At 59.8% G+C, this 20,339-nt stretch carries 21 protein-coding genes and 1 tRNA gene; 14 read left to right on the top strand and 8 right to left on the bottom strand.

Going from position 1 to position 20,339, the window contains the following annotated elements:
* Window positions 1-14: 14 nt before the first annotated feature.
* Window positions 15-827 (top strand): Rossmann-fold NAD(P)-binding domain-containing protein, encoded by an 813-nt coding sequence (locus AC0V6O_RS00560; RefSeq protein WP_486141051.1) that lies wholly within the window; start codon window positions 15-17, stop codon window positions 825-827.
* On the opposite strand, the gene AC0V6O_RS00555 is transcribed toward AC0V6O_RS00560, so the two are convergent.
* A complete protein-coding gene (locus tag AC0V6O_RS00555; protein WP_486145439.1) occupies window positions 804-1,703 on the bottom strand; it encodes a DMT family transporter in 900 nt (299 codons plus the stop codon). The genes AC0V6O_RS00560 and AC0V6O_RS00555 overlap by 24 nt on opposite strands.
* Window positions 1,704-1,734: 31 nt before the next feature.
* Window positions 1,735-2,754: a threonine aldolase family protein gene (locus AC0V6O_RS00550; protein ID WP_486141050.1), complete on the bottom strand. Its 1,020-nt coding sequence runs from the start codon at window positions 2,752-2,754 to the stop codon at window positions 1,735-1,737.
* A gap of 52 nt (window positions 2,755-2,806) precedes the next feature.
* Here AC0V6O_RS00550 and AC0V6O_RS00545 point away from each other — a divergent pair, with 52 nt between their 5' ends.
* Entirely contained in the window at window positions 2,807-3,112 is a 306-nt protein-coding gene (locus AC0V6O_RS00545) for a GNAT family N-acetyltransferase (protein WP_486141049.1), read from the top strand.
* Window positions 3,113-3,229: 117 nt separating this feature from the next.
* Here the strand turns inward: AC0V6O_RS00545 and AC0V6O_RS00540 are convergent, their stop codons facing one another.
* From AC0V6O_RS00540 to AC0V6O_RS00530, 3 genes are read right to left on the bottom strand one after another with little or no spacing between them, the layout of a single operon-like run.
* Window positions 3,230-4,834: a PH domain-containing protein gene (locus tag AC0V6O_RS00540; protein WP_486141048.1), complete on the bottom strand. Its 1,605-nt coding sequence runs from the start codon at window positions 4,832-4,834 to the stop codon at window positions 3,230-3,232.
* Window positions 4,831-5,397: a PH domain-containing protein gene (locus tag AC0V6O_RS00535; RefSeq protein ID WP_486141047.1), complete on the bottom strand. Its 567-nt coding sequence runs from the start codon at window positions 5,395-5,397 to the stop codon at window positions 4,831-4,833. The genes AC0V6O_RS00540 and AC0V6O_RS00535 overlap by 4 nt, the downstream gene beginning before the upstream one ends.
* 43 nt (window positions 5,398-5,440) lie before the next feature.
* On the bottom strand, window positions 5,441-6,610 hold the full coding sequence (locus AC0V6O_RS00530; RefSeq protein WP_486141046.1) for an acyl-CoA dehydrogenase family protein: 1,170 nt from the start codon (window positions 6,608-6,610) through the stop codon (window positions 5,441-5,443).
* Between the two features lie 144 nt (window positions 6,611-6,754).
* Between AC0V6O_RS00530 and AC0V6O_RS00525 the strand changes: the two genes are divergently transcribed.
* Window positions 6,755-7,507, top strand: coding sequence for an SDR family NAD(P)-dependent oxidoreductase (locus AC0V6O_RS00525; RefSeq protein ID WP_486141045.1), 753 nt, complete (start codon window positions 6,755-6,757; stop codon window positions 7,505-7,507).
* Window positions 7,508-7,555: 48 nt separating this feature from the next.
* On the opposite strand, the gene AC0V6O_RS00520 is transcribed toward AC0V6O_RS00525, so the two are convergent.
* A tRNA-Thr gene (locus AC0V6O_RS00520) sits at window positions 7,556-7,630 on the bottom strand.
* A 90-nt stretch (window positions 7,631-7,720) separates the two neighbouring features.
* Between AC0V6O_RS00520 and AC0V6O_RS00515 the strand changes: the two genes are divergently transcribed.
* The 9 genes from AC0V6O_RS00515 (at window position 7,721) to AC0V6O_RS00475 (ending at window position 15,918) form a co-directional block, all read left to right on the top strand.
* A complete protein-coding gene (locus tag AC0V6O_RS00515) occupies window positions 7,721-7,879 on the top strand; it encodes a hypothetical protein (protein ID WP_472640309.1) in 159 nt (52 codons plus the stop codon).
* 142 nt (window positions 7,880-8,021) lie between these two features.
* A complete protein-coding gene (gene gpmA, locus AC0V6O_RS00510; RefSeq protein ID WP_486145437.1) occupies window positions 8,022-8,708 on the top strand; it encodes a 2,3-diphosphoglycerate-dependent phosphoglycerate mutase in 687 nt (228 codons plus the stop codon).
* Between the two features lie 6 nt (window positions 8,709-8,714).
* Window positions 8,715-9,209, top strand: coding sequence for a 5-(carboxyamino)imidazole ribonucleotide mutase (purE, locus tag AC0V6O_RS00505; RefSeq protein WP_486141044.1), 495 nt, complete (start codon window positions 8,715-8,717; stop codon window positions 9,207-9,209).
* 9 nt (window positions 9,210-9,218) lie between these two features.
* On the top strand, window positions 9,219-10,304 hold the full coding sequence (locus AC0V6O_RS00500; protein WP_486141043.1) for a 5-(carboxyamino)imidazole ribonucleotide synthase: 1,086 nt from the start codon (window positions 9,219-9,221) through the stop codon (window positions 10,302-10,304).
* Complete coding sequence (locus AC0V6O_RS00495) at window positions 10,301-10,825, top strand: dihydrofolate reductase (RefSeq protein WP_486141042.1); 525 nt, start codon at window positions 10,301-10,303, stop codon at window positions 10,823-10,825. Before AC0V6O_RS00500 ends, AC0V6O_RS00495 begins: the two co-directional genes overlap by 4 nt.
* A complete protein-coding gene (locus AC0V6O_RS00490; RefSeq protein WP_486141041.1) occupies window positions 10,825-11,757 on the top strand; it encodes a bifunctional riboflavin kinase/FAD synthetase in 933 nt (310 codons plus the stop codon). The genes AC0V6O_RS00495 and AC0V6O_RS00490 overlap by 1 nt, the downstream gene beginning before the upstream one ends.
* 137 nt (window positions 11,758-11,894) lie before the next feature.
* Complete coding sequence (ileS, locus tag AC0V6O_RS00485; RefSeq protein ID WP_486141040.1) at window positions 11,895-14,945, top strand: isoleucine--tRNA ligase; 3,051 nt, start codon at window positions 11,895-11,897, stop codon at window positions 14,943-14,945.
* Window positions 14,942-15,493: a signal peptidase II gene (gene lspA / locus AC0V6O_RS00480; protein WP_472640303.1), complete on the top strand. Its 552-nt coding sequence runs from the start codon at window positions 14,942-14,944 to the stop codon at window positions 15,491-15,493. Before ileS ends, lspA begins: the two co-directional genes overlap by 4 nt.
* Before the next feature lie 14 nt (window positions 15,494-15,507).
* Complete coding sequence (locus tag AC0V6O_RS00475) at window positions 15,508-15,918, top strand: DUF3035 domain-containing protein (protein WP_472640302.1); 411 nt, start codon at window positions 15,508-15,510, stop codon at window positions 15,916-15,918.
* On the opposite strand, the gene AC0V6O_RS00470 is transcribed toward AC0V6O_RS00475, so the two are convergent.
* Window positions 15,897-17,216: a hemolysin family protein gene (locus tag AC0V6O_RS00470; RefSeq protein WP_486141039.1), complete on the bottom strand. Its 1,320-nt coding sequence runs from the start codon at window positions 17,214-17,216 to the stop codon at window positions 15,897-15,899. The two genes, AC0V6O_RS00475 and AC0V6O_RS00470, sit on opposite strands and share 22 nt — an antisense overlap.
* 223 nt (window positions 17,217-17,439) lie before the next feature.
* Here AC0V6O_RS00470 and AC0V6O_RS00465 point away from each other — a divergent pair, with 223 nt between their 5' ends.
* Complete coding sequence (locus AC0V6O_RS00465; protein ID WP_472640300.1) at window positions 17,440-18,138, top strand: YiaD family glycine zipper/OmpA-like lipoprotein; 699 nt, start codon at window positions 17,440-17,442, stop codon at window positions 18,136-18,138.
* Between the two features lie 96 nt (window positions 18,139-18,234).
* Here AC0V6O_RS00465 and AC0V6O_RS00460 read toward each other — a convergent pair whose 3' ends face one another.
* Window positions 18,235-19,014, bottom strand: a complete 780-nt coding sequence (locus AC0V6O_RS00460; protein ID WP_486141038.1) for a 3'(2'),5'-bisphosphate nucleotidase CysQ — start codon at window positions 19,012-19,014, stop codon at window positions 18,235-18,237.
* A 110-nt stretch (window positions 19,015-19,124) separates the two neighbouring features.
* Here AC0V6O_RS00460 and sucC point away from each other — a divergent pair, with 110 nt between their 5' ends.
* Window positions 19,125-20,339, top strand: coding sequence for an ADP-forming succinate--CoA ligase subunit beta (gene sucC, locus AC0V6O_RS00455; RefSeq protein ID WP_486141037.1), 1,215 nt, complete (start codon window positions 19,125-19,127; stop codon window positions 20,337-20,339).

The following is a 20,339-nucleotide window of genomic DNA, read 5'->3' as shown; positions in this document are numbered from 1 at the left end:
ATTAGGTGGCGCGCATGACAAATTTGCTGATCTTTGGCCTTGGCTACACCGCGAAACGCATCGCTGAGGAAATGCGAAGGCGCGGCTGGCAAGTGGATGCCACGGGCAGCGCGGGCAATGTGGATTTTGCTGACAGTGATGCTGTAAAATCAGCGCTTGGCCGCGCGAGCCATGTGCTGTCCTCCGTCCCGCCGGATCGCAAGGCCGGGCTTGATTCTGTGCTGGACATCTATGGTCGCAATTTTGGCAAGGCCCCAGGTCAACGATGGTACGGCTATCTTTCATCCACCGGCGTTTACGGCGATCAGCGGGGCGCATGGGTCGATGAAAGCACGCCCACCATTGCCGAAACGGGCGCAGGCCGCCGCAATGCGCGAGCCGAAGCCGATGCTTTATGGGTGAAGCTGGGCGCACGGGTGTTCCGCCTCCCCGGCATCTATGGGCCGGGTCGCAGCGCACTCGACCGGGTGCGTGATGGCCGCGCGCGGCGGATCAATATGCCGGATCAAGTCTTCAGCCGGGTGCATGTCGATGACATCGTCAGCGGCGTGATTGCCGCGCTAACCAGCGACGCGCCAGCGGGGGCTTACAACCTTGCTGATGATCTGCCCGCGAGCGGCAATGCCGTGACCGAGCATGCCTGCCAATTGCTAGGGATCGAGCCTCCACCACTGGAAACGCTGGAGGAGGCAAACCTATCAGAAATGGCACGCGGATTTTACGCGGAGAACCGCCGAGCTGCGAATGGCAAGGCCAAGCGCGTGCTCGGCTGGCAGCCGCAATATCCAACCTTTGTGGAAGGACTAGGAAGTGTGCTTGGCCCTTAACGCCAAGACCATCCCCACCACCGCCAGCACCATTCCGCCAGCGGTCAGCCACGTCCACTGATAGTCCTCGAACAGAGTCGAAATCAGCATCGCGACCGAGATCGTGAGGATCGAATTGTAGGCAGCCCGCCCAGCCCCAATCTCGCGCACCAGATTGTAGTGCAGCGGGAAAGTCACTACCGACCCGACCACAGCCAGATAAACGATGCCCAGCCAATATCCGGCGTTTGTCGGGAATGGCGGCGGGCCTGAGGTTAGCGCGGCAAAGCCAAGATCAAACACCGTCCCGTACAGCATCGCCCAGGCAAGCAGGCTGACCATTGGCACCGCGCGGCCGGTTGGGTTCGCCTGGATCACGTTGGCCACAGAGGCGGCCAGAATCCCAAACAAGGCCAGCACAATCCCTAGCCCGACATTGCCGCCGACAACCCCTGCATCCGGGTTTGCGCGCCATTCATGCACGAGCAGGAAGGAGACGCCGATGATCGCGATCATACTGCCCAGCACAAACCCCACCTGCACCTTCTCGCCAAGAAATAACCTGCCGAACAAAGCGTTGGGCACCATCAGCAAGCCAAACATCATCGCGACAATGCCAGAGGTCACGTAAAGCTCGGCGTGATAGACGAACAGAAAATTGCCGCTGAATTGGAAAATGCCGACAATTACGGCCAGCATATGTTCTGGCCGGGTTAGCTTCAGCCGCCGTTTCATCAGAAATGCGACAAGAAACAAGGCCGGAGTTGCCAGAGCAAAGCGGTAGAAGACCGACCATGCCGCAGGCACGCCGTCGATCTGCCCAGTGATCACAAACCAGGTCGATCCCCAGATCGATCCGGTGAGCACAAACGGTAGGATGACACGCCAGCTCAGCATCGGCGTTTGAGTCGCGCTCAAGGGAATAGGCTCATAGCGCAGCAATCGCCTTGGCCAGCGCGCTCGCATCCTCATCGCGGGTGTTCCAGGCGGTCACAAACCGGGCTGCATCGGCACCCCAATCGTAAAAGGCAAAGTGCTGCGCACGCAGCGTCTCACGCTCGGCCTCGGTCAGGCGCACGAACAGCTCATTGGCCTCAACAGCGTGCATCAAGCGATCGCCGCAAGCGCCGGCAATCTCAGCCGCCGCCGCGTTTGCATGGCTCGCAATCGCCAGCCATAGATCACCCTCGAGCATCGCGAGAATTTGCGCCGCGAGATAGCGGCCCTTGCACTGCAAATGGCCTGCGCGTTTGCGGCGATAGCGCACCAGATCGGCTTGGCTCTGGTCAAACAGCACCACCGCCTCTGCGCCCATGCCGCCATTTTTGATGAAGCCAAAGGCAAGGCTATCAACCGGGCCGCATGCCGCACGCGCTGCCTCCCGAGCCGAGCCGCCAGCATTCGCCGCGGCATTGGCAAAGCGCGCCCCGTCCATATGCAGGCCGAGCTTGCGCACCGTCGCGAATTCTCTGAGCGCGGCGAGTTCTTCGCCGGAATAGGTCGTGCCATACTCGCTCGCCTGCGTGATCGCGATGGCATGCGCCTGCACCTGGTGGACATCGTCGCGGATCGGATCGATCAGTGCGGCGATTCCCCCCGGCGTCAGCTTCGCGCCTTCGCCCGCCGCCAGCATCAGCTTCGCGCCATGGAGGTAAAAGCCGGGCGCGCCGCCCTCATCGACTTCGATATGCGCCTCTTCATGGCATACAACGCCGCCATGCGGCTGAACCATAGTGGCAAGCGCCAGGCAATTGGCCGCAGTGCCCGTCGCGATCCATTCCGCCGAGCATTCGCGCCCAAACAGGTCGCTAAAACGCTCGTCTAATTGCGCCGACAGCGCATCGCCATCATAGGGATTGTCGGCCTGATCCGCCGCTCGCATCGCCTCCCACACATTGGGGTGGACCGGCGCGGCATTGTCGGACAGGAAAGGCTTAGGACTCGTCATTACAAAGCGGCTTTAGTGCGAGCAGCGTTCTTGGCAAGAAGGAGCATGGTAAATGACTGACATCACAAACATTCTTACTGTCAATCACCACGATACAGATACCGGTGGGAAGTATGTCGCTAAGCTAGAGGGCGAGACGGCAACCGGATACCTTGAATGGGAACCGCGCGAAGAGGGCGTACGCATCGCGACCCACACCGTTGTTCCGCGAGCCATTGGCGGCCGCGGTGTGGCGGGCGAATTGGTGAAACGCCTGGTCGCTGATGCCCGGACACAAGGGTTCAAGATTGTGCCGCAATGTTCCTATGTCGCCGCAAAATTTGAGAAGAATCCCGATTGGAGCGACTTACTCGCTTAGTTTTGGGCGTTTTTTGCATAGCGAGCCGTAGCACCCTCCACCCTTCCACCCGGAGCCTACCGGGATACCATCCGGGTCGAAGGGTGGAGGGTGCGGCAGGTGGCTAGGACCAAATAACTACGCACTTTCGAGCTGGGAGAAGTCTCTGCTGACGATTGTTTCGAGCACAGCGGCGCGCACTTCTAGGGCCCGTTCCAATGGGACGCCAGGAATCGAAAAGCTGCCACCTGCCAATCCGAAATCAAGGCTCGCATAGCCGCGCCTTTGCGCAATCGGGCCTTGGCTGATTTCAACCGAATGCAATTTCACACGGTTGGCGATCATGCTGCTGGGTGAGAATAGCCCGCTGACCGACATGATTTGACTGGCGTCCAGCGCGTGGCGCTTAAACTGCCAAGAATACAGCGCAGCAAAAGCAAAAAGCACCGCCAGCGCAAGGGGGATGGCCACGAAAAAGGGCGGCGCAAAGATCGCCACTGGTACAGCGATGAGCAGAAATGCGCCGCCATCGATCAGCGCGCCATCAAAGCGATATTTCTTCGCGGCCCGGTGCCAGTCCGCATCTTCGCGCGGCAAATGAAAGCCGGAAGCCTCAACGATTGGCGCGATCTCGTCCATCTGCGCAAAGGGTGCAACATCATGGTTCGAAGCGCCCGCATCCTGCGCAAGGCTGATGAATTTGAGGCCATGCCAGCCGAACCGATAACGTATGAAGCGCGTGCCGATCTTGATGCCCTGCACCCGGTGAACCGGCATCACGACGTCAGTCTTGGTCAGCAGACCGCGCCGACGGCGAAACCCGCGGGGTGTCTTTTCCAGCCGAAAATCCCATTCGCGCAGGGCTGTACGGATCAGGCCGGTCGCAATCCCCAAGATGATCAGAGAAAGCACTGCGATAATGCCGCCAACGATTTGCGCACTGCGGCCAAGACTGGAGAGCGCATCGCTTTGCCCGATCAGACGCTCTTCCCAAGCCTCAAAATCCCACAGGTCAAATGGTAGGAAGAACTCAAACTGCTGGGTCAAACCGAATAGGACGGCAACGACAGCGAGAGAGAAGCTGAACAATCCGAAGATGAAAATGCGGCGCGGCCCCATGGTGAAGAGCGCTTCAGCGGTTTCGTCTTGTGAGACCTCTTGCGTGGCGACGGCCTCGCTTGCACCTTCCACCGCTGGCTGTGCGGTTTCAGCGGCGCGGCGTTCGCGCACCACCTGGCGCAATCGCTCGCCTTCATCTTCGGTCAGAAAGGAAAGCGACAGATCCTCACCGCCGCCAGCACCAGTTTCAAACTTGACCGAGACCAGGCCAAACAGGCGGGGCAGCAATTTCTGCTCCAGACTGACGTCTTGAATACGCTCAAACGGGACCGAGCGGGCGGTGCGCGAAACCAGCCCGCTTTCCACCCGAATGTCCTCCGCGCCAACCGTGTACGTCAGCTTGCGCCAGCGGATGTAGCCAATGCCGAAACTTACCGCCATGATCAGCGCCGCGATCCCGAGGCCCAGGGCAATGGCGTAGCCACTGCGACTGCTAAACATGACAAAGGCCGCCGGTATGACGGCGTTTTTCAACCCGCTAACGACGCCCAAAGCAACGCTGAGCGGGGCCGTGCGTTGAGGCGCTATCTCGGTAGATTGCGCATCCGCTAGCCCAGCGCTTGGCGCAGTCGCAGAAGCTCCGCTGGCCTCAGCGCTCACCTCGTTGCCCACCTCGATGCTCACATCGTATCCCGCTTGATATGCGCACGAATATCTTCGCGCATGTCGTCGGCCAGTGCCTTGTTCAGTCCTGGCAAATGCACAGAGGCATTGTGACTGCCCGCCGTGTGCACGGTAAGAGTGGCGAGATCGAAGAACCGCTCAATCGGGCCCTGATCCACATCAATATGCTGAACCCGGCCAAACGGCACAACCGTGTCGGAGTTCCACAAGATACCGCGCACCACGCGCAGCCGGTCTGCACTCATATTGTATCCGCGCGCGTTGAAACGGCGCATCGGCACGCGAATGATGAAGATGAGCGAGAGGACGAGCAAAACGCTCATCACCACGCCAGCAGGGATTGGCGTTTCCTCAACAATCACAGCCTCGAACACCAGGCCGCCGATCAGAACGGGAATTGCTGTGAGGATTGCGGTCAAACGCAAGGAATGGACATAATTCGGATGCAGCTGCGTCAGCGCCGCATCGTCATGCGGAGCGACCTCGTGGGCGGCAGCAGGCGCAGCAGGCTTGTTGCCCGGTACAGGCGTGGCAGGGGTCGGATTTGTCTCGGGTGTGTCCATAGTGCCTTAGATGCGCAATACAGCCGCGCCGCACAAGTCCCAATTACGCCCTTTGGTTAAATCTGCGCCCCACCATGGCGCTGGCGATATTGGTCTTCTGCACATCGATTGCGCCGCCTGCGATCCCCCAAGCATAGGCATCGCGCAGCCGCTGTTCCATCCCGTAATCCTTGTGATAGCCGTAACCGCCCATCACTTGCATGCCGAGCGCCGCAACCTCACGCACAATTTCATTAGCATAACATTTGGCGAGACTGCTCTCATAAACACTGGGCAGGCCATCAGGATTGCTGGACGCATTCACCGCCGCACGGTGGATCAGCAGACGCGCGGCATCGACCTTCATCGCCATCTCAGCCAGCTTCATCTGCACCGCCTGAAAATCGACGATTGGCTTACCAAATGCCTCGCGCTCCTGCGTATAAGCAAGCGCTTGTTCCAGCGCCGCCGCCGCAACGCCCAGGCTTTGGGTCGCATTGCCGCAGCGCTCTAGCCCGAAAGCGCTCATCAGTTTGCCGAACCCGCCAGCGCCGATAATCACATTCTCGCCCGGCACTTTCACGCCTTCGATGGCATAGTCGGCGGTGGGGATGCCGCGAAAGCCCATCAGTTCCTCGCGCTTGCCAAATTGCATGCCCGGCATGTCTTTCTCGAGAAGGATCGCACCGATCCCTTTTGCGCCCGGATCGTCGGTGAAACGGCAATAGGTGACGTAATAATCAGAATGCCCGCCGCCGCTGGTCCACCGCTTGTAACCATTGACAATGTAGTCACTTCCGTCTGCCACCGCCTTTGTCGTAAGGTCCGTCAGAGCCGTCCCAGCATCAGGCTCCGACATTGAGACGGCCACAATCTTCTCGCCCTTAATGACCTCTGGCAGAATGCGCGCTTTCATCTGTGGGGAGCCGAACCGGTCAATGGTGCGCACTGGTCCGGTCAGCGCCTCAAACACAGGAAAGGCGACCGCGTTGGAAACTTGGGCAAATTCCTCCAGCACGATCAGCGCCTCGATATGGCCCAGACCCAGGCCGCCATATTCCTCTGGCAGGTTGACGCCAAGAAACCCCATCTCGCCATAGGTCCGCAGCATATCGGGCGGCACTGGAAAGTCGTTCGTCTCCATATCGCGCGCAAGTTCTGGCAGTTCAGCACGGGCAAATTTGCGCGCGGTTTCCTGCAGCTCGCGCTGCTGATCGGTCAGGTTAAAATCCATGGCTGTCCCCAAAAGGCGGTGTTCGCTGTTTGCCGCATCCTAGCGCATGTGAATGGGCCTTGCGCAAGAGGAGCCTCGCAAACACACGGCCACCATAAAGAAATCAGTAGACGGCCATCCGCCTTCATCGCCATAGTCCGCTACATGAGTATTTCTGCAGATTTGAGTGGGCGCAATGCGCTGATCACAGGGGCCTCTTCAGGCTTGGGCATGCGCTTTGGCCACATATTAGCGGCCAGCGGCGCGAATGTTGCGCTCGGCGCACGGCGCAAAGATCGGCTCGAGGCCTTGGTCAGCGAGATCGGCGATAAGGCCGCGCCGATCACGATGGATGTGGCGAGGGAAGCGGACATCATCGCTGGTTACGATGCGGCGGAGGCCGCCTTTGGCACAGTCGATACGGTCATCGCCAATGCCGGTATCGATGGGTTGGGTAAAGCCACGCAAATGCCTGAGGAAGAGATTGAACGCACGCTTTCAATCAATCTCAAGGGCGCGATCCTGACCGCACGCGAAGGGGCGAAGCGGATGATTGAGGCGGGCGTGCCCAATGGCCGGATTGTCATGATCGCCTCCATCACCGCCTTTGAGCCAGCGCCGGGCCTCGTCGCCTATGCCGCCAGCAAGGCAGGCGTCGTCCAGGCCGCGCGAAGTATGGCCCGTGAATGGGCGCGCACTGGCATTTGCGTGAATACGATCTCGCCCGGCTATATCCGCACCGATATCAACAATGACTGGTTTGAGACCGAAGCTGGTAAGCGGCAAATGAACGGCTTCCCGCGCAGGCGCCTGATGGGCGCCGAGGGGCTGGATGCCGTGATGTTGATGCTGTGCTCTGACGCGGCGAAGTTTATCACCGGCGCGGATTTCGTGCTAGATGATGGGCAATGTTTGTAACGGTGCACTCGGATCCCGGATGGGATGCGGAACACAAATCAAAGAAAATGGTGCCACGAGAGAGAATTGAACTCTCGGCCTCGTCATTACCAATGACGCGCTCTACCACTGAGCTACCGCGGCGCCTGTTCAAGACGCGCGCCTATCGTTGGGTGCAGCGCCAATGTCAAGCGGCGCTTGAACCTGAGGCCCGATATCGGCAAGGCGTTTCGCATGAATGACAGCAAAAGCAATAATCTGTCGCGCGAGGAGCGTTTGGCCGCGAAATTGCGAGAGAATCTGCGCCGCCGCAAAGCGCAAGGCCGTGATCTTGCGAGTGGCGTGGACGAATCGGGCGAAAGCAGGGTTTCCAAGGACGACGCCGGGGGCTAGTGCGTTTGACTTAAATTTATGGGCAACCGGGGCCACCCGCTCCCTCCGCCCTTCCACCCGGATCGTATCCGAAAGTGTCCGGGTGGAAGGGCGGAGGGAGCGCGTGGCTCGGAACAGCAAAGCGGAAATCCGGAGAAACACCATCCCTAAGCTTATTCTCGTGCGCCACGGCCAGAGCCAGTGGAACCTGGAGAACCGTTTCACCGGATGGTGGGACGTTGACCTGACCGAGCAAGGCATCGCCGAGGCCAAGGCCGCAGGCGCGCTGATGCGCGAAAAGGGCGTGGTGCCGACCACCTGCTTTACCTCGCTGCAAACCCGCGCAATCAAAACGCTCAACCTCGCACTCGAAGAAGCGGGCCTGTTGTGGCTGCCGGTGACCAAGAACTGGCAGCTCAACGAGCGGCATTATGGCGGCCTAACCGGCCTAAACAAGCAAGAAACGCGCGATAAGCATGGCGATGAGCAAGTGCATATCTGGCGCCGCAGCTTTGACACACCGCCCCCACCGATCGAGCCGGGCAGTGAATATGATCCCGGCGCAGACCCGCGCTATGACGGGATTGATGTGCCTCAAACCGAAAGCCTGAAGCTGACGATTGAGCGCGTGCTACCCTATTGGGAAAGCGCGATCCTGCCGGTGCTGGCCAGCGGCGAGACGGTGATCATTTCAGCGCATGGCAATTCGCTGCGCGCGCTGGTGAAACATCTTTCCAATATCTCAGATGAGGACATCACCGGCCTCGAGATTCCCACGGGTGAGCCGATCATCTATGACTTTGATGATGCGATGGTCCCGGGCGAGCGGTACTATTTGAAGGGCAGCTGAGGGCGTATGGGCAAAGAAACCACCGGCAAAGTCGCCATCGTCATGGGCAGCCAGTCTGACTGGCCGACCATGAAACGCGCCGCCGAAGTGCTCGAAGAGCTGGAAGTGGAGCATGAGGCGCGGATCGTCTCGGCCCACCGCACACCTGACCGGATGGCCGCTTTTGCCAAAGGCGCCGAAGGCGAAGGCTTTGACGTGATTATCGCCGGCGCGGGCGGAGCGGCCCATTTGCCCGGCATGATCGCGGCGATGACCCATCTGCCGGTGCTTGGCGTGCCGGTTCAGTCCAAGGCTCTGTCGGGCTGGGACAGCCTGCTCTCAATCGTGCAAATGCCCGCCGGTGTACCCACTGGAACGCTGGCGATTGGCGAGGCAGGCGCAACCAATTCTGGCCTGCTCGCCGCCAGCGTTCTGGCGCTGTCTGACGAAGGCCTATCGCAGCGGCTGCAAGATTGGCGTGCCGCGCGCAGCGCCGCCGTCACTGAAACACCGCAGGATTAAAAGAGCGAAATGAGAACGCTTCCCTCCGGCTCGACAATTGGCATTTTGGGCGGCGGTCAGCTGGGCCGAATGCTGGCGGTTGCCGCACTCCAGCTTGGCTATCGCTGCATTGGCTACGCGCCCAAAGGCGACAATATCGCGCGCGATGTCTGCACGGATTTCTTCGAGAACGATTGGAGTGATACCGCCGCGCTCGCCGCCTTTGCGGAAAAATGCGATGTGATAACGTGGGAGTTTGAGAACGTCCCGCTCAGCACGGTTCACGCATTGCCAGAGACGATGCTGGCCCCCAGCCCAAAGGCGCTGGAGGTGGCGCAGGATCGCCTCAATGAAAAGAGCTTTGTCGAAGGGTTAGGCGCACAACCAGCCCCATACAAACGCGTTGAAGATGATGCGGGTTTTGCCAGAGCGCTTGAGATGGTCGGCGCGCCCGGCATCCTTAAAACCGCACGCGATGGCTATGATGGCAAGGGCCAATGGCGTGTCGCCTCCGCGCATGACGCGGATGGCATCCGCTTCCCCGGCGTCGCCTGCGTTTATGAGGGCATGGTCGATTTCGAAACCGAGTTTTCGGTGATCCTCGTGCGCGGATATGATGGCGAAGTGCGGTTCTGGGATTCCACCGCCAATATCCATGACAGCGGCATGCTGAGCAGCTCTATCCTGCCCGCAGGCCCTCTGGTCGAGGCTCAGGTTGAGGCCGCGAGCGGCATCGCCGGGCAGGTTGCCGATGCGCTGAATTACGTCGGCGTCCTGACGCTCGAATTTTTCGCCACAAAGGCTGGCCCCGTGTTCAACGAGATGGCCCCGCGCGTGCACAATTCCGGCCATTGGAGCATCGAGGGCGCGGCCACCAGCCAGTTTGAAAACCACATTCGCGCGATTTGCGGCCTGCCGCTGGGCGGCACAGAAACCCGCTTTGCCAGCATCGAAATGCGCAACATCATCGGCAAAGACGCGCTGGAGGCGCACAGCCTCTTGGCCGAAGAGGGGGAGCCGCATTTGCACCTCTATGGCAAGGCCGAGGCCCGCGAGGGCCGAAAGATGGGCCATGTCACCCGGGTGAGCCATGATGCGGGACAAGCCAGCGCGTGAGCGAAGAGATATTCCTGATCTATGCCCGCGCTGGGAACGGCACGATTGGCAAGGATGGCAAGCTGCCCTGGCACCTGCCCGCCGACCTTAAGCGGTTCAAGGCGCTGACCATGAACCGCCCGATGATCATGGGGCGCAAGACCTTTGAGAGCCTGCCCGGCCTGCTGCCTGGCCGCCGCCACATCGTTTTGACCCGGCGCGATCGCTGGGACAGCAGCGGCGCAGAGGTGGTGCATTCGATCGACGAAGCGCTGGAGCTGGCCCGCGACGGCAATGAAACCGGCGAGATCGCGGTCGTTGGCGGCGCAGCGATCTATGACGTCTTTCGCCCGCTGGCGGACAGGATCGAAGTGACCGAGATCCACGCGGAATATTCCGGCGACACCTTTATGAAACCGATTGGTGCGGAATGGGAAGTCACCGCCCGCGAAGACTACCCCGCCGAGGGCGACCATCCCGCCTACTCCTTCCTCACCTACCACCGGCAAGGGCGCAAAGACACGCAGGATGCAGAGGCATAATGCGCTGGCTCGATCACCGTGAACCTGTGGCAAAGGCCCTGCGCGGTGCGATCATCGCGCTGGGCAACTTTGACGGCTTCCATCGCGGGCATCAAGCCGTGGCGGGTGAGGCGATAGACTGGGCGCACGCCGAAGGTCGTCCCTCGATCATCGCCACATTCGATCCGCATCCGGTGCGCTTTTTCAAGCCAGACGTGCCGCCATTTCGCCTGACCACGCTGGAGCAGCGCCAAGAGCTGTACCTAGGCGCGGGCGCGACCGCTATGCTGGTGTTTCATTTCGATGCCGAGCTGTCCGGCACCAGCGCAGAGGACTTCATCACGGAGATCCTGATTGAGCGCTTTGGCGCGCATGGCGTGGTGACCGGCGGGGACTTTACCTTTGGCAAGGGCGCGAAGGGCAATGTCGATCTGCTACGCAGCTTTGGCGGCGAGCATGGCCTCAAAAGCCGGGTCGTATCCCCGGTCGAGGGAGAAGGCGCGATTGTCTCCTCCAGCCGCATTCGCGAAGCTTTGCGCGAGGGCCAACCAGAGCTTGCCGCAGAGTTGCTCACCCGACCTTTCTCAATTCGAGGCATTGTCGAACATGGCGACAAACGCGGGCGCGAGATTGGCTATCCCACCGCGAACCTGGCGATCGACAAATATCTGCGCCCCAAATACGGAATTTACGCGGTGACCGGCAAAGTGCTGGCAACCGGCGAGGAGCTGAAAGGCGCCGCCAATATCGGCATTCGCCCTCAGTTTGAGCCGCCCAAGGAATTGCTGGAGCCGCATTTCTTCGATTTCTCCGGCGACCTTTATGGCCAAGAAATCGAAATCGCCTTTCGCCACTTCCTGCGCGGAGAGGCGAAGTTCGACTCGCTAGAGGATCTCATCACTCAGATGGACAAGGATTGCGAGGAAGCGCGAAGGCTTCTTGCCGCAAGTTGAGCTTTTGCCTAGAGGCCCAACACGAGATTCCCACGGGCCGTTCGCCCTGAGCCTGTCGAAGGGTTAATCGAACGACCCGCCCATACTTCGACAAGCTCAGCACGAGCGGGTCTTGGCTAGGAAATAGTGCAAAGCCGATGACTGAACAGCGAGATTACAAGGACACCGTCTTCCTGCCGAAGACCGCGTTTCCGATGAAAGCCGGCCTGCCGCAGAAGGAGCCGGGCATTCTCGCGCGTTGGCAGGATGCGAACCTGTACCGCACCATGCGCGACACCCGCGCGGGGCGCGAGAAGTTCATCCTGCATGATGGCCCGCCCTATGCCAATGGCGACATGCATATCGGCCATGCGCTGAACCATATCCTGAAAGACATGGTGTGCCGCACGCAAAACCTGATGGGCAAGGATGCGCCCTATGTGCCGGGCTGGGATTGCCACGGCCTTCCAATCGAGTGGAAGGTTGAAGAGCTGTACCGCAAGAAAAAGAAGAACAAGGACGAGGTTCCACCAAAGGAATTCCGCGCCGAATGCCGCGCCTATGCCCAGAAATGGGTCGATGCCCAGCGTGAGCAGCTGAAACGCCTTGGTATTATGGGTGATTGGGACAATCCGTACCTCACTATGGACCCTCAGGCAGAGGGCACGATTGTCGCCGAACTGATGAAGTTTGTGGAGACTGGCAACCTCTATCGCGGGTCGAAGCCGATCATGTGGAGCCCGGTTGAAAAGACCGCTCTGGCCGAGGCGGAGGTCGAATATGAGGACCTGACCGACAGCCCACAGATTGATGTGGCGTTTGAATTCGTAGACGGCCCGCCGGAATTGGGCGAGTTTGCCTATGCAGTCATCTGGACGACAACGCCATGGACGATACCTGTCAATCAGGCGCTCGCTTACGGCCCGGACATAGACTACGTCGCCTTGTACCCACGCATCGAGCTAGCCTTCGACGAATTGGCGGACGACGCCGTTCGTGAGGTGGGTAAGCAACTGAACGCTCATCCCGTTTATGGCCAGTTGGACGGCGGGGTGTCCTTTGTCGTCGCCAAGGATTTGGTCGCCGATTTCACTCACCGTCTTCGAAAATCGGTTGAGCTTGCCCTTGGATCTCAAGGGCTCGAACTAACTTTCGAGGAGGGTGCGAGCTTTAAGGGCTCCCACTTGGCTGGAACCAAAGTTCGTCACCCGATGCACGGACTCAAAAAGGTGAATGTCGGCACTGAGGGCTTCTTCGCCACGCCCCGCCCGTTCCTCGCAGGTGACTTCGTCACCACTGAAAGCGGCACCGGCCTTGTCCATATGTCGCCTGACCATGGTGAAGACGATTTCGACCTGTGCAAAGCGAACGGCATCAACCCCGTTTTCGCGGTGATGGACGATGGCCGGTACCGCGACGATTGGCCGTGGCTCGGCGCGGATGACCTGGATGCGGATGGCAAGGCGCGACGCCGCGCCGTTATCAACAAACCGTTCAATGCGCCCGATGGCCCGATCTGCAACGACCTGCGCGAAGCGGGCGCGTTGCTTAGCGCTTCGGCCGATTACGCGCACTCCTATCCGCATTCCTGGCGCTCCAAAGCCAAGGTGATCTATCGCTGCACGCCGCAATGGTTTGTGCCGATGGACAAGGTTTTGGAGCCATTGTCTTCACTGCATTCTGCGCCTTTAGAAGACTTGGACGCCGCCGTGGGCAGCGCACTGCCCAAGGGTGAAGGCGACACTTTGCGCGCCCGCGCCATGTCGGAAATTGAGCGGGTGAACTTCGTCCCCCCCAAGGGCCAGAACCGCATCGGCTCCATGGTCGAGGGGCGCCCAGATTGGGTGCTCAGCCGCCAGCGCGCCTGGGGTGTGCCAATCACGCTCTTCGTGCGCCCCGATGGCACCTATCTGCAAGACCCGGAAGTGAACGCACGCATTGTCGCCGCTGTCACCGCAGAAGGCGTCGATGCTTGGGAAGAGGCCCGCAAGGCCGAGTTCCTCGGGGCCAATCACAACCCGGATGACTATGAAATGGTCACCGATATTCTGGATGTGTGGTTCGACAGCGGCTGCACCCATGCATTTGTGCTGGAATCGGACCGCTGGCCGGATCTGACCTGGCCTGCGAACCTCTATCTCGAAGGCAGCGACCAGCACCGCGGGTGGTTCCAATCCTCCTTGCTGGAAAGCTGCGCCACACGCGGCCGCGCGCCCTATGACGAAGTGCTGACCCATGGCTTCACCATGGACAAGGCCGGCAAGAAAATGTCGAAATCGCTCGGCAACACCATCGATCCGCTGAAGGTCATGGAGCAATATGGCGCGGATATCATCCGGCTGTGGGCGCTCAGCGTGGACTTCACCGAAGACCACCGGATTGGCGATGAAATCCTGAAAGGCGTGGGCGATCAATACCGCCGCCTGCGCAACACATTCCGCTATATGCTCGGCGCGCTCGATGGCTTTGTCGGCGATATGTCAGACGGCGGCGAAATCCCTGAGCTGGAGATCTATGTCCTCTCGCTGCTGGGTGATCTCGACGCTAAGCTGCGCAAGGCCGCCGAAGAATACGACTTTAACAGCTACACCCGCCTGCTGGTCGATTTCTGCAACGAAGACCTCTCCGCCTTCTTCTTCGATATTCGCAAAGACACGCTCTATTGCGATGGCGAAACCTCGGTTAGCCGGACGGCTTATCGCACAGTGCTCGACCTACTGTTCCATGCGCTCGTCCGCTACGCCGCGCCAGTGCTGGTCTACACTGCTGAGGAAGTGTGGCAGAGCCGCTATCCCGAAGATGGCGAGCCAGATGAAGACGGAAATGCCGGAAGCGTGCATTTGCTCGAATGGCCGAGCATTCCGACCGTGCCCGCCGACACCGGGAAATGGGAGGCCTTGCGGGCTCTGCGCGAACGCGTGACCGAAGCAATCGAGCCTTTGCGGCGCGAGAAAACCATCCGCTCCAGCTTGGAAGCCGAGGTAACCGTGCCCGCCAGCGCTGTGCCAGAGGGCGTGAGCGACGAACAGCTTGCCGAATTGTTCATCACTGCGACAGTCAGCCGCGGCCAAGGGGACGAAGTGACCGTCTTCAAAACATCCCATGCGAAATGCGGGCGCTGCTGGCGCTTGCTGCCTGATGTGCCTGAAGAAGGCGCGCTGTGCGGACGCTGTGATGATGTGATTGCTGAGCTGGATGCGGCCTCATGAGCGGCCTGTTCACTCGCAACCGGATAATCGGCCTGGTGCTGGCGATCATCATCGCGGGTGTGGATCAGCTAATCAAATGGTATGTGATCGGCCCGCTGGCCCTGCGCGAAGTACGCAATATCGAGCTGCTGCCGTTTTTCGACCTCACCTATGTCGAGAACCGCGGCGTCTCGCTCGGGATGTTGCAGGCCGACAGTATGGAAATGCGTTGGGCGCTGGTCGGGATGACCGCGCTGATCGCGCTGGTCGTGCTGGTTTGGATCATGCGAGAGCGGCTGATGGGGGACATCATCGGCCTTGCCATGATCCTCGGCGGAGCCATCGGAAACATTCGCGACCGTTATGAATTTGGCTATGTGATCGATTATGCCGATTTGCATATCGGCACGTTTCGCCCCTTCCTTGTTTTCAACGTCGCCGATGCCGCTATCACCATCGGCGTGGTCTTAATCCTTATTCGCAGCTTTTTTGCGAGCGATAAGAGTGATACAGAAACCGCTGAAGAGCCAGTCGGCGAGCTTAACGCTGAGCGGCCAGCTGAGAATTGACTCGGAGATTTGCAATGCGTGCCTACAAAACTGCTATCCTTCTGATTTCGACCAGTGCCATGCTGGGCGCGTGCGGAGGCTCGGGCATTTTCAACCGCGATCGGCCTGATGAATTCGCCGTTCAGCGCCAGGCACCATTGGTGGTTCCGCCAGATTTCAACCTTGCCCCGCCTGCGCCGGGCGCGCCGCGTCCAGCCGAAGGCACCGCCTCTGAGCAAGCGCTGGAAGCCATCTTTGGCGGTCCTGCTGCACGCAGCCAGGTGGAAACCAGCGCGCTTGACCGCGCCGGAGCCGCCGCACCGGGCATCCGTTCACAAGTGGGCGATGAAGGCACCAATACAGTCGCTAAGGGACGCGTGACGCGGGATATTATCGCTGCGCCAGAGGGCGACGGCGCGTCGGCTCAGACGGTTGTACCGGGCTGAGCCTCCGCGTCCTTACGCACCAGGATCTTGCTGATCCGGCGGCGGTGCATTGTCACAACTTCAAAACGCCAGCCCTGGTCGCTGAACGTGTCGCCCGCGACCGGTAGGCGTTTGAGCACTGACAGGACATAGCCCGCGGCTGTGCCGAATTCGCGGCTGTCGTCATAGTCCAAGCCAAGCCGATCAGCCAAAGCATCCGCTGAGATCGCGCCGGAAATGATCAGAGAGCCATCGGGCCGCTCGATCAGATCAGGCTCATCGCCCTCGTCCTTGTCGCTCACAAAATTACCCGCCATTGCGGTGAGCAAGTCGACCGGCGATACGACCCCGTCGAGATGGCCATATTCGTCATGCACCATGGCGAGCGCAATATCGGCCTGCTGAAGAACCCGCAGGGCATCCATTGCGTCAAGCTGATCCGGCACAACCTCAGCCTTGCGCATCATATCCTTGAGCGAGACCTCTTCTCCGGCCACCATCTTGGCCAGAACTTCGCGCACTTTCACCACGCCCAGCACATTGTCGGGCGAGCCGTCGGCGATCGGCAGCAGCGAGTGCGGGCTGTCTTCAATCGCGGCCTTGATCGCCTTTTCATCCGCGCCGATATCAATCCAGTCGAGCTCTGTACGCGGCGTCATCATCTCGCGCACGGGCCGTTCTGCCAGGCGGACGACGCCGGTCAGGATCTGATGCTGCTCCGCCTCAATCACGCCAGACCGGGTCGCATCAGCGAAAATCATCTGCAATTCCTCGGCGGTCACCGAATTGGAGCTGCCCTTGCGAATGCCGAACAGGCGAATGATCCCGGCGGACGATTTATCCAGCAACCACACCAGCGGGGCGGCGATCTGAGCGATCAAGGCCATGGGCCGCGCCATAACCAGCGCGATTGGTACCGAGGATCGCAGCGCCAGCTGCTTTGGCACCAACTCCCCGATCACCAGGCTGAGATAGGTGGTCACCGCAATCGCAATGCCAAACCCGACATCACCGGCCATGTCTGCGGGCACACCCATTGGGACCAGACGCTCACCCAGAGGCTCCTCCAGACTGGCTCCGGAATACGCCCCGGTGATAATCGCCACCAAAGTGATGCCGATCTGCACGGTGGACAAGAATTTGCCCGGATCAGCCGCCAGCTCCAGCGCGGTCTTGGCCGCCGAAGATCCGTCCTCCGCCTTCGCCTTAAGGCGCGCGGTCTTCGCCGAAACAATCGCAAGCTCTGACATGGCGAATACGCCATTGAGCACGATCAATCCAAAAATGATGAACAGGTCTGGCCAAGGAAAGGGGGTCACACCCTATTCGCTAGCACAATTGTTCGGCCTTGCCAGCCGGTCTCGTATCCATGCACTCAAAAACCGCTGCCGCGATCTATGGTTTACAAGAATTAACCTTATTCAGCTTGCCGAAAAGCAGGCCAAGGCACATGCACGCCAGATCAGCGCAGCTTTGGGCGCTGACACTTGCGCGCGAAGCACGATCTGTGCGAGCTTTGAGCCGTCGAGGAGGACAACGACAATGAAAACAGCAAGAATTTTCCTATCGAGCACAGCGGCCATCGCGCTGCTCGGCACCAGCGCCTGTGTCACGGACCCTAACACCGGACAGCAAAAGGTCTCGCGGACCGGTATTGGCGCGGTTCTGGGCGGCACTTTGGGCTATTTGCTCGGCGGCGTGGTCGGCGGCGATACGGCCCGCATCATTGGCGCAGGCATCGGCGGTTCTGCCGGCGCGGTTTTCGGCAAGCAATTTGACGACCAGATCAAGGAACTTGACGAGCAAACCGCAGGCAGCGGCGTTGATGTCGAAGAGATCGGCGATCAAGACGCAATTCTGGTGCGCCTGCCAGATGGTGTCACCTTCGCCAGCGGATCAGCCGATATCAATCCCGGGTTCTACGACACGCTCAACACCGTGGCCGACAGCCTGATCAAATATCCCAACAGCCTGGTCGACGTTTATGGCTTTACCGACACCACCGGCTCGAATGCTCTGAACCAGCGCCTGTCAGAACAGCGCGCACAGGTGGTTGCCGATTACCTTGGGTCGCGCGGTGTTGCGCGCAGCCGGATGGCCACCCAGGGCTTTGGTGAAAGCTATGATTATCTGCGCGTGAAGACCGGCGACAATGTCAACGAGCCGCTGAACCGCCGGGTCGAGATCAAGATCGTACCGATCAGCCAAGACGACGTGAACGCGGCCCGTGCTGGCTCATAAACACGCGTCTTTCAGCGTAACGAGGAGGGCCGGGGAAACCTGGCCCTTTTCTTTTTCGCCTCAAGCGCGAGTGGCTAAGTCTCACACAAACAAAACTTACTTGGCCAAATCTCTGGCCCGCTCGGCAATCCGCTCAACCGCTGCGCCGTGAATTTCAGGTGAGCTGACCAGCACGCCAAAGGCGCGCGGATCCCGTTTATTATAGCCCAGCGGCACGCCAAACGCATCGGAGACCTGCGCGCCCGCTTCACGCGCGATCAGCGTCGCTGCACCGACATCCCACTCATAGCCCCAGCGCAATGTCGCGACCAAATCCGCCATATCTGCCGCCACCATCGCAATGCGCAGAGCGATCGAATTGGGCTTCTCGACAATCACCAGATCAGAATCGGGACCGGGCAATTGATCAATCGGAATGCGCGCACCGGAAAATTCGGTCCGCCGTGAAGCGGTGATCGCTTGGTCATTAAGCGTCGCGCCTTTGCCCGCCTCTGCGATCCATTCCTCCCCGCGCGAAGGCGCAGCCAGCATTCCAATCAAGGGCCGACCAGCACTGATCAGGGCCACGGACACCGCCCATCCAGGCCGTCCGCGAATGAAATCGCGCGTGCCGTCAATCGGGTCCACCAGCCAAATCAAATCATTGTCGAGCCGCCCCGGATCATCGGCGGTTTCCTCTGACAGCCAGCCCGCCGAGGGCAACAGCGCGCCCAGCTCTCGCTTTAAAAAGGCATCAACCTCAAGGTCAGCCTCGCTAACGGGATCGCCCGGCGTCTTCTCCCACGTGCTCAGCGCGTGGCCATCACCCGGCCAGCGCGAATGCGCGATCCGGCCCGCTTCGCGGACGATTTCTTGAAGGCGAGTTCGATCAATCATGTGAGCGTTTAGTCGTGGCCGTACAAACCACACTTTTCAAGCCGGTGAATCCATGCTTAGGCACGTAGCAACATTATCTCCCCGAATTTACGAATTAAGGACAGCCACCGATGAACATTCACGAGTATCAGGCCAAGGAATTGCTTAAGGAACACGGGATCGCCGTGCCAGCAGGCCATGCCGCGATGAGCGTGGAAGAAGCCGTCAATGGCGCGAAGGAGCTGCCCGGGCCACTCTATGTCGTAAAGGCGCAAATTCACGCTGGCGGACGCGGCAAGGGCAAGTTCAAGGAACTGCCAGAAGATGCAAAGGGCGGCGTACGCCTGGCATTTTCGCTCGATGAAGTGGAGAGCCACGCGAAGGAAATGCTCGGCAACACGCTCGTCACCATTCAAACCGGGGCCGAGGGCAAGCAGGTCAACCGCCTTTATGTGACCGACGGCGTTGATATCGAAAGCGAATATTACCTCGCCATGCTGGTCGACCGGGCCAGTGGTCAGGTCGCGATGGTCGCCTCCACCGAAGGCGGCATGGATATCGAAGACGTGGCGCACAACACACCGGAACTGATCACGACGATCACGATCGACCCTGCGCAAGGCTTTATGCCGCATCATGGCCGCGCCGTTGCATTCGCCCTGAAGCTCTCCGGCGATCTCAACAAGCAGTGCCAGAAGCTCGCGGCCAAGCTCTATGCCGCCTTTATGGCGAGCGATTGCGAAATGCTGGAAATCAATCCGCTGGTTGAGACCGAGCCGAACGCCGAGGGCAAGGCCGATCTGCTCGTACTCGACACCAAGATGAGTTTTGATGGCAATGCGCTCTATCGTCACAAAGACATCGAGGCGATGCGCGACGAGACCGAGGAAGATCCAGCCGAAGTTGAAGCGTCAGAATATGACCTTGCTTACATTAAACTCGATGGAAACATCGGCTGCATGGTCAATGGCGCGGGCCTCGCCATGGCGACAATGGATATCATCAAGCTGAACGGCGCCTTCCCGGCAAACTTCCTCGACGTAGGCGGCGGCGCAACCACTGAGAAAGTGACCGCGGCGTTCAAGATCATTCTGAAAGATCCCGCGGTCGAGGGCATCCTCGTCAATATCTTCGGCGGGATCATGAAATGCGACATCATCGCCGACGGCATCGTGCAAGCGGCAAAAGACGTGAACCTGTCTGTCCCGCTAGTGGTCCGCCTCGAAGGCACCAATGTTCAGCAGGGTAAGGACATTCTTGCCAATTCCGGACTGCCAATTGTGGCCGCGGATGATCTGGGCGATGCGGCGAAGAAGATCGTCGCTGAGGTTAAACAGGCGGCTTAA

This window comes from Erythrobacter sp. JB2-19 (assembly GCF_057365005.1).
This window is presented reverse-complemented; position numbering and strand designations above follow the sequence as displayed.

What these genes read in the sequence shown, in the direction of transcription:
- AC0V6O_RS00515 (WP_472640309.1), top strand. Translation starts at nt 7,721, where the DNA reads ATGAATGACAGCAAAAGCAATAATCTGTCGCGCGAGGAGCGTTTGGCC.
- AC0V6O_RS00465 (WP_472640300.1), top strand. Translation starts at nt 17,440, where the DNA reads ATGAAAACAGCAAGAATTTTCCTATCGAGCACAGCGGCCATCGCGCTG.
- sucC (WP_486141037.1), top strand. Translation starts at nt 19,125, where the DNA reads ATGAACATTCACGAGTATCAGGCCAAGGAATTGCTTAAGGAACACGGG.
- AC0V6O_RS00560 (WP_486141051.1), top strand. Translation starts at nt 15, where the DNA reads ATGACAAATTTGCTGATCTTTGGCCTTGGCTACACCGCGAAACGCATC.
- AC0V6O_RS00525 (WP_486141045.1), top strand. Translation starts at nt 6,755, where the DNA reads ATGAGTATTTCTGCAGATTTGAGTGGGCGCAATGCGCTGATCACAGGG.
- AC0V6O_RS00500 (WP_486141043.1), top strand. Translation starts at nt 9,219, where the DNA reads ATGAGAACGCTTCCCTCCGGCTCGACAATTGGCATTTTGGGCGGCGGT.
- AC0V6O_RS00535 (WP_486141047.1), bottom strand. Translation starts at nt 5,397, where the DNA reads ATGGACACACCCGAGACAAATCCGACCCCTGCCACGCCTGTACCGGGC.
- AC0V6O_RS00550 (WP_486141050.1), bottom strand. Translation starts at nt 2,754, where the DNA reads ATGACGAGTCCTAAGCCTTTCCTGTCCGACAATGCCGCGCCGGTCCAC.
- lspA (WP_472640303.1), top strand. Translation starts at nt 14,942, where the DNA reads ATGAGCGGCCTGTTCACTCGCAACCGGATAATCGGCCTGGTGCTGGCG.
- purE (WP_486141044.1), top strand. Translation starts at nt 8,715, where the DNA reads ATGGGCAAAGAAACCACCGGCAAAGTCGCCATCGTCATGGGCAGCCAG.
- ileS (WP_486141040.1), top strand. Translation starts at nt 11,895, where the DNA reads ATGACTGAACAGCGAGATTACAAGGACACCGTCTTCCTGCCGAAGACC.
- AC0V6O_RS00545 (WP_486141049.1), top strand. Translation starts at nt 2,807, where the DNA reads ATGACTGACATCACAAACATTCTTACTGTCAATCACCACGATACAGAT.
- AC0V6O_RS00555 (WP_486145439.1), bottom strand. Translation starts at nt 1,703, where the DNA reads ATGCTGAGCTGGCGTGTCATCCTACCGTTTGTGCTCACCGGATCGATC.
- AC0V6O_RS00530 (WP_486141046.1), bottom strand. Translation starts at nt 6,610, where the DNA reads ATGGATTTTAACCTGACCGATCAGCAGCGCGAGCTGCAGGAAACCGCG.
- AC0V6O_RS00490 (WP_486141041.1), top strand. Translation starts at nt 10,825, where the DNA reads ATGCGCTGGCTCGATCACCGTGAACCTGTGGCAAAGGCCCTGCGCGGT.
- AC0V6O_RS00475 (WP_472640302.1), top strand. Translation starts at nt 15,508, where the DNA reads ATGCGTGCCTACAAAACTGCTATCCTTCTGATTTCGACCAGTGCCATG.
- AC0V6O_RS00460 (WP_486141038.1), bottom strand. Translation starts at nt 19,014, where the DNA reads ATGATTGATCGAACTCGCCTTCAAGAAATCGTCCGCGAAGCGGGCCGG.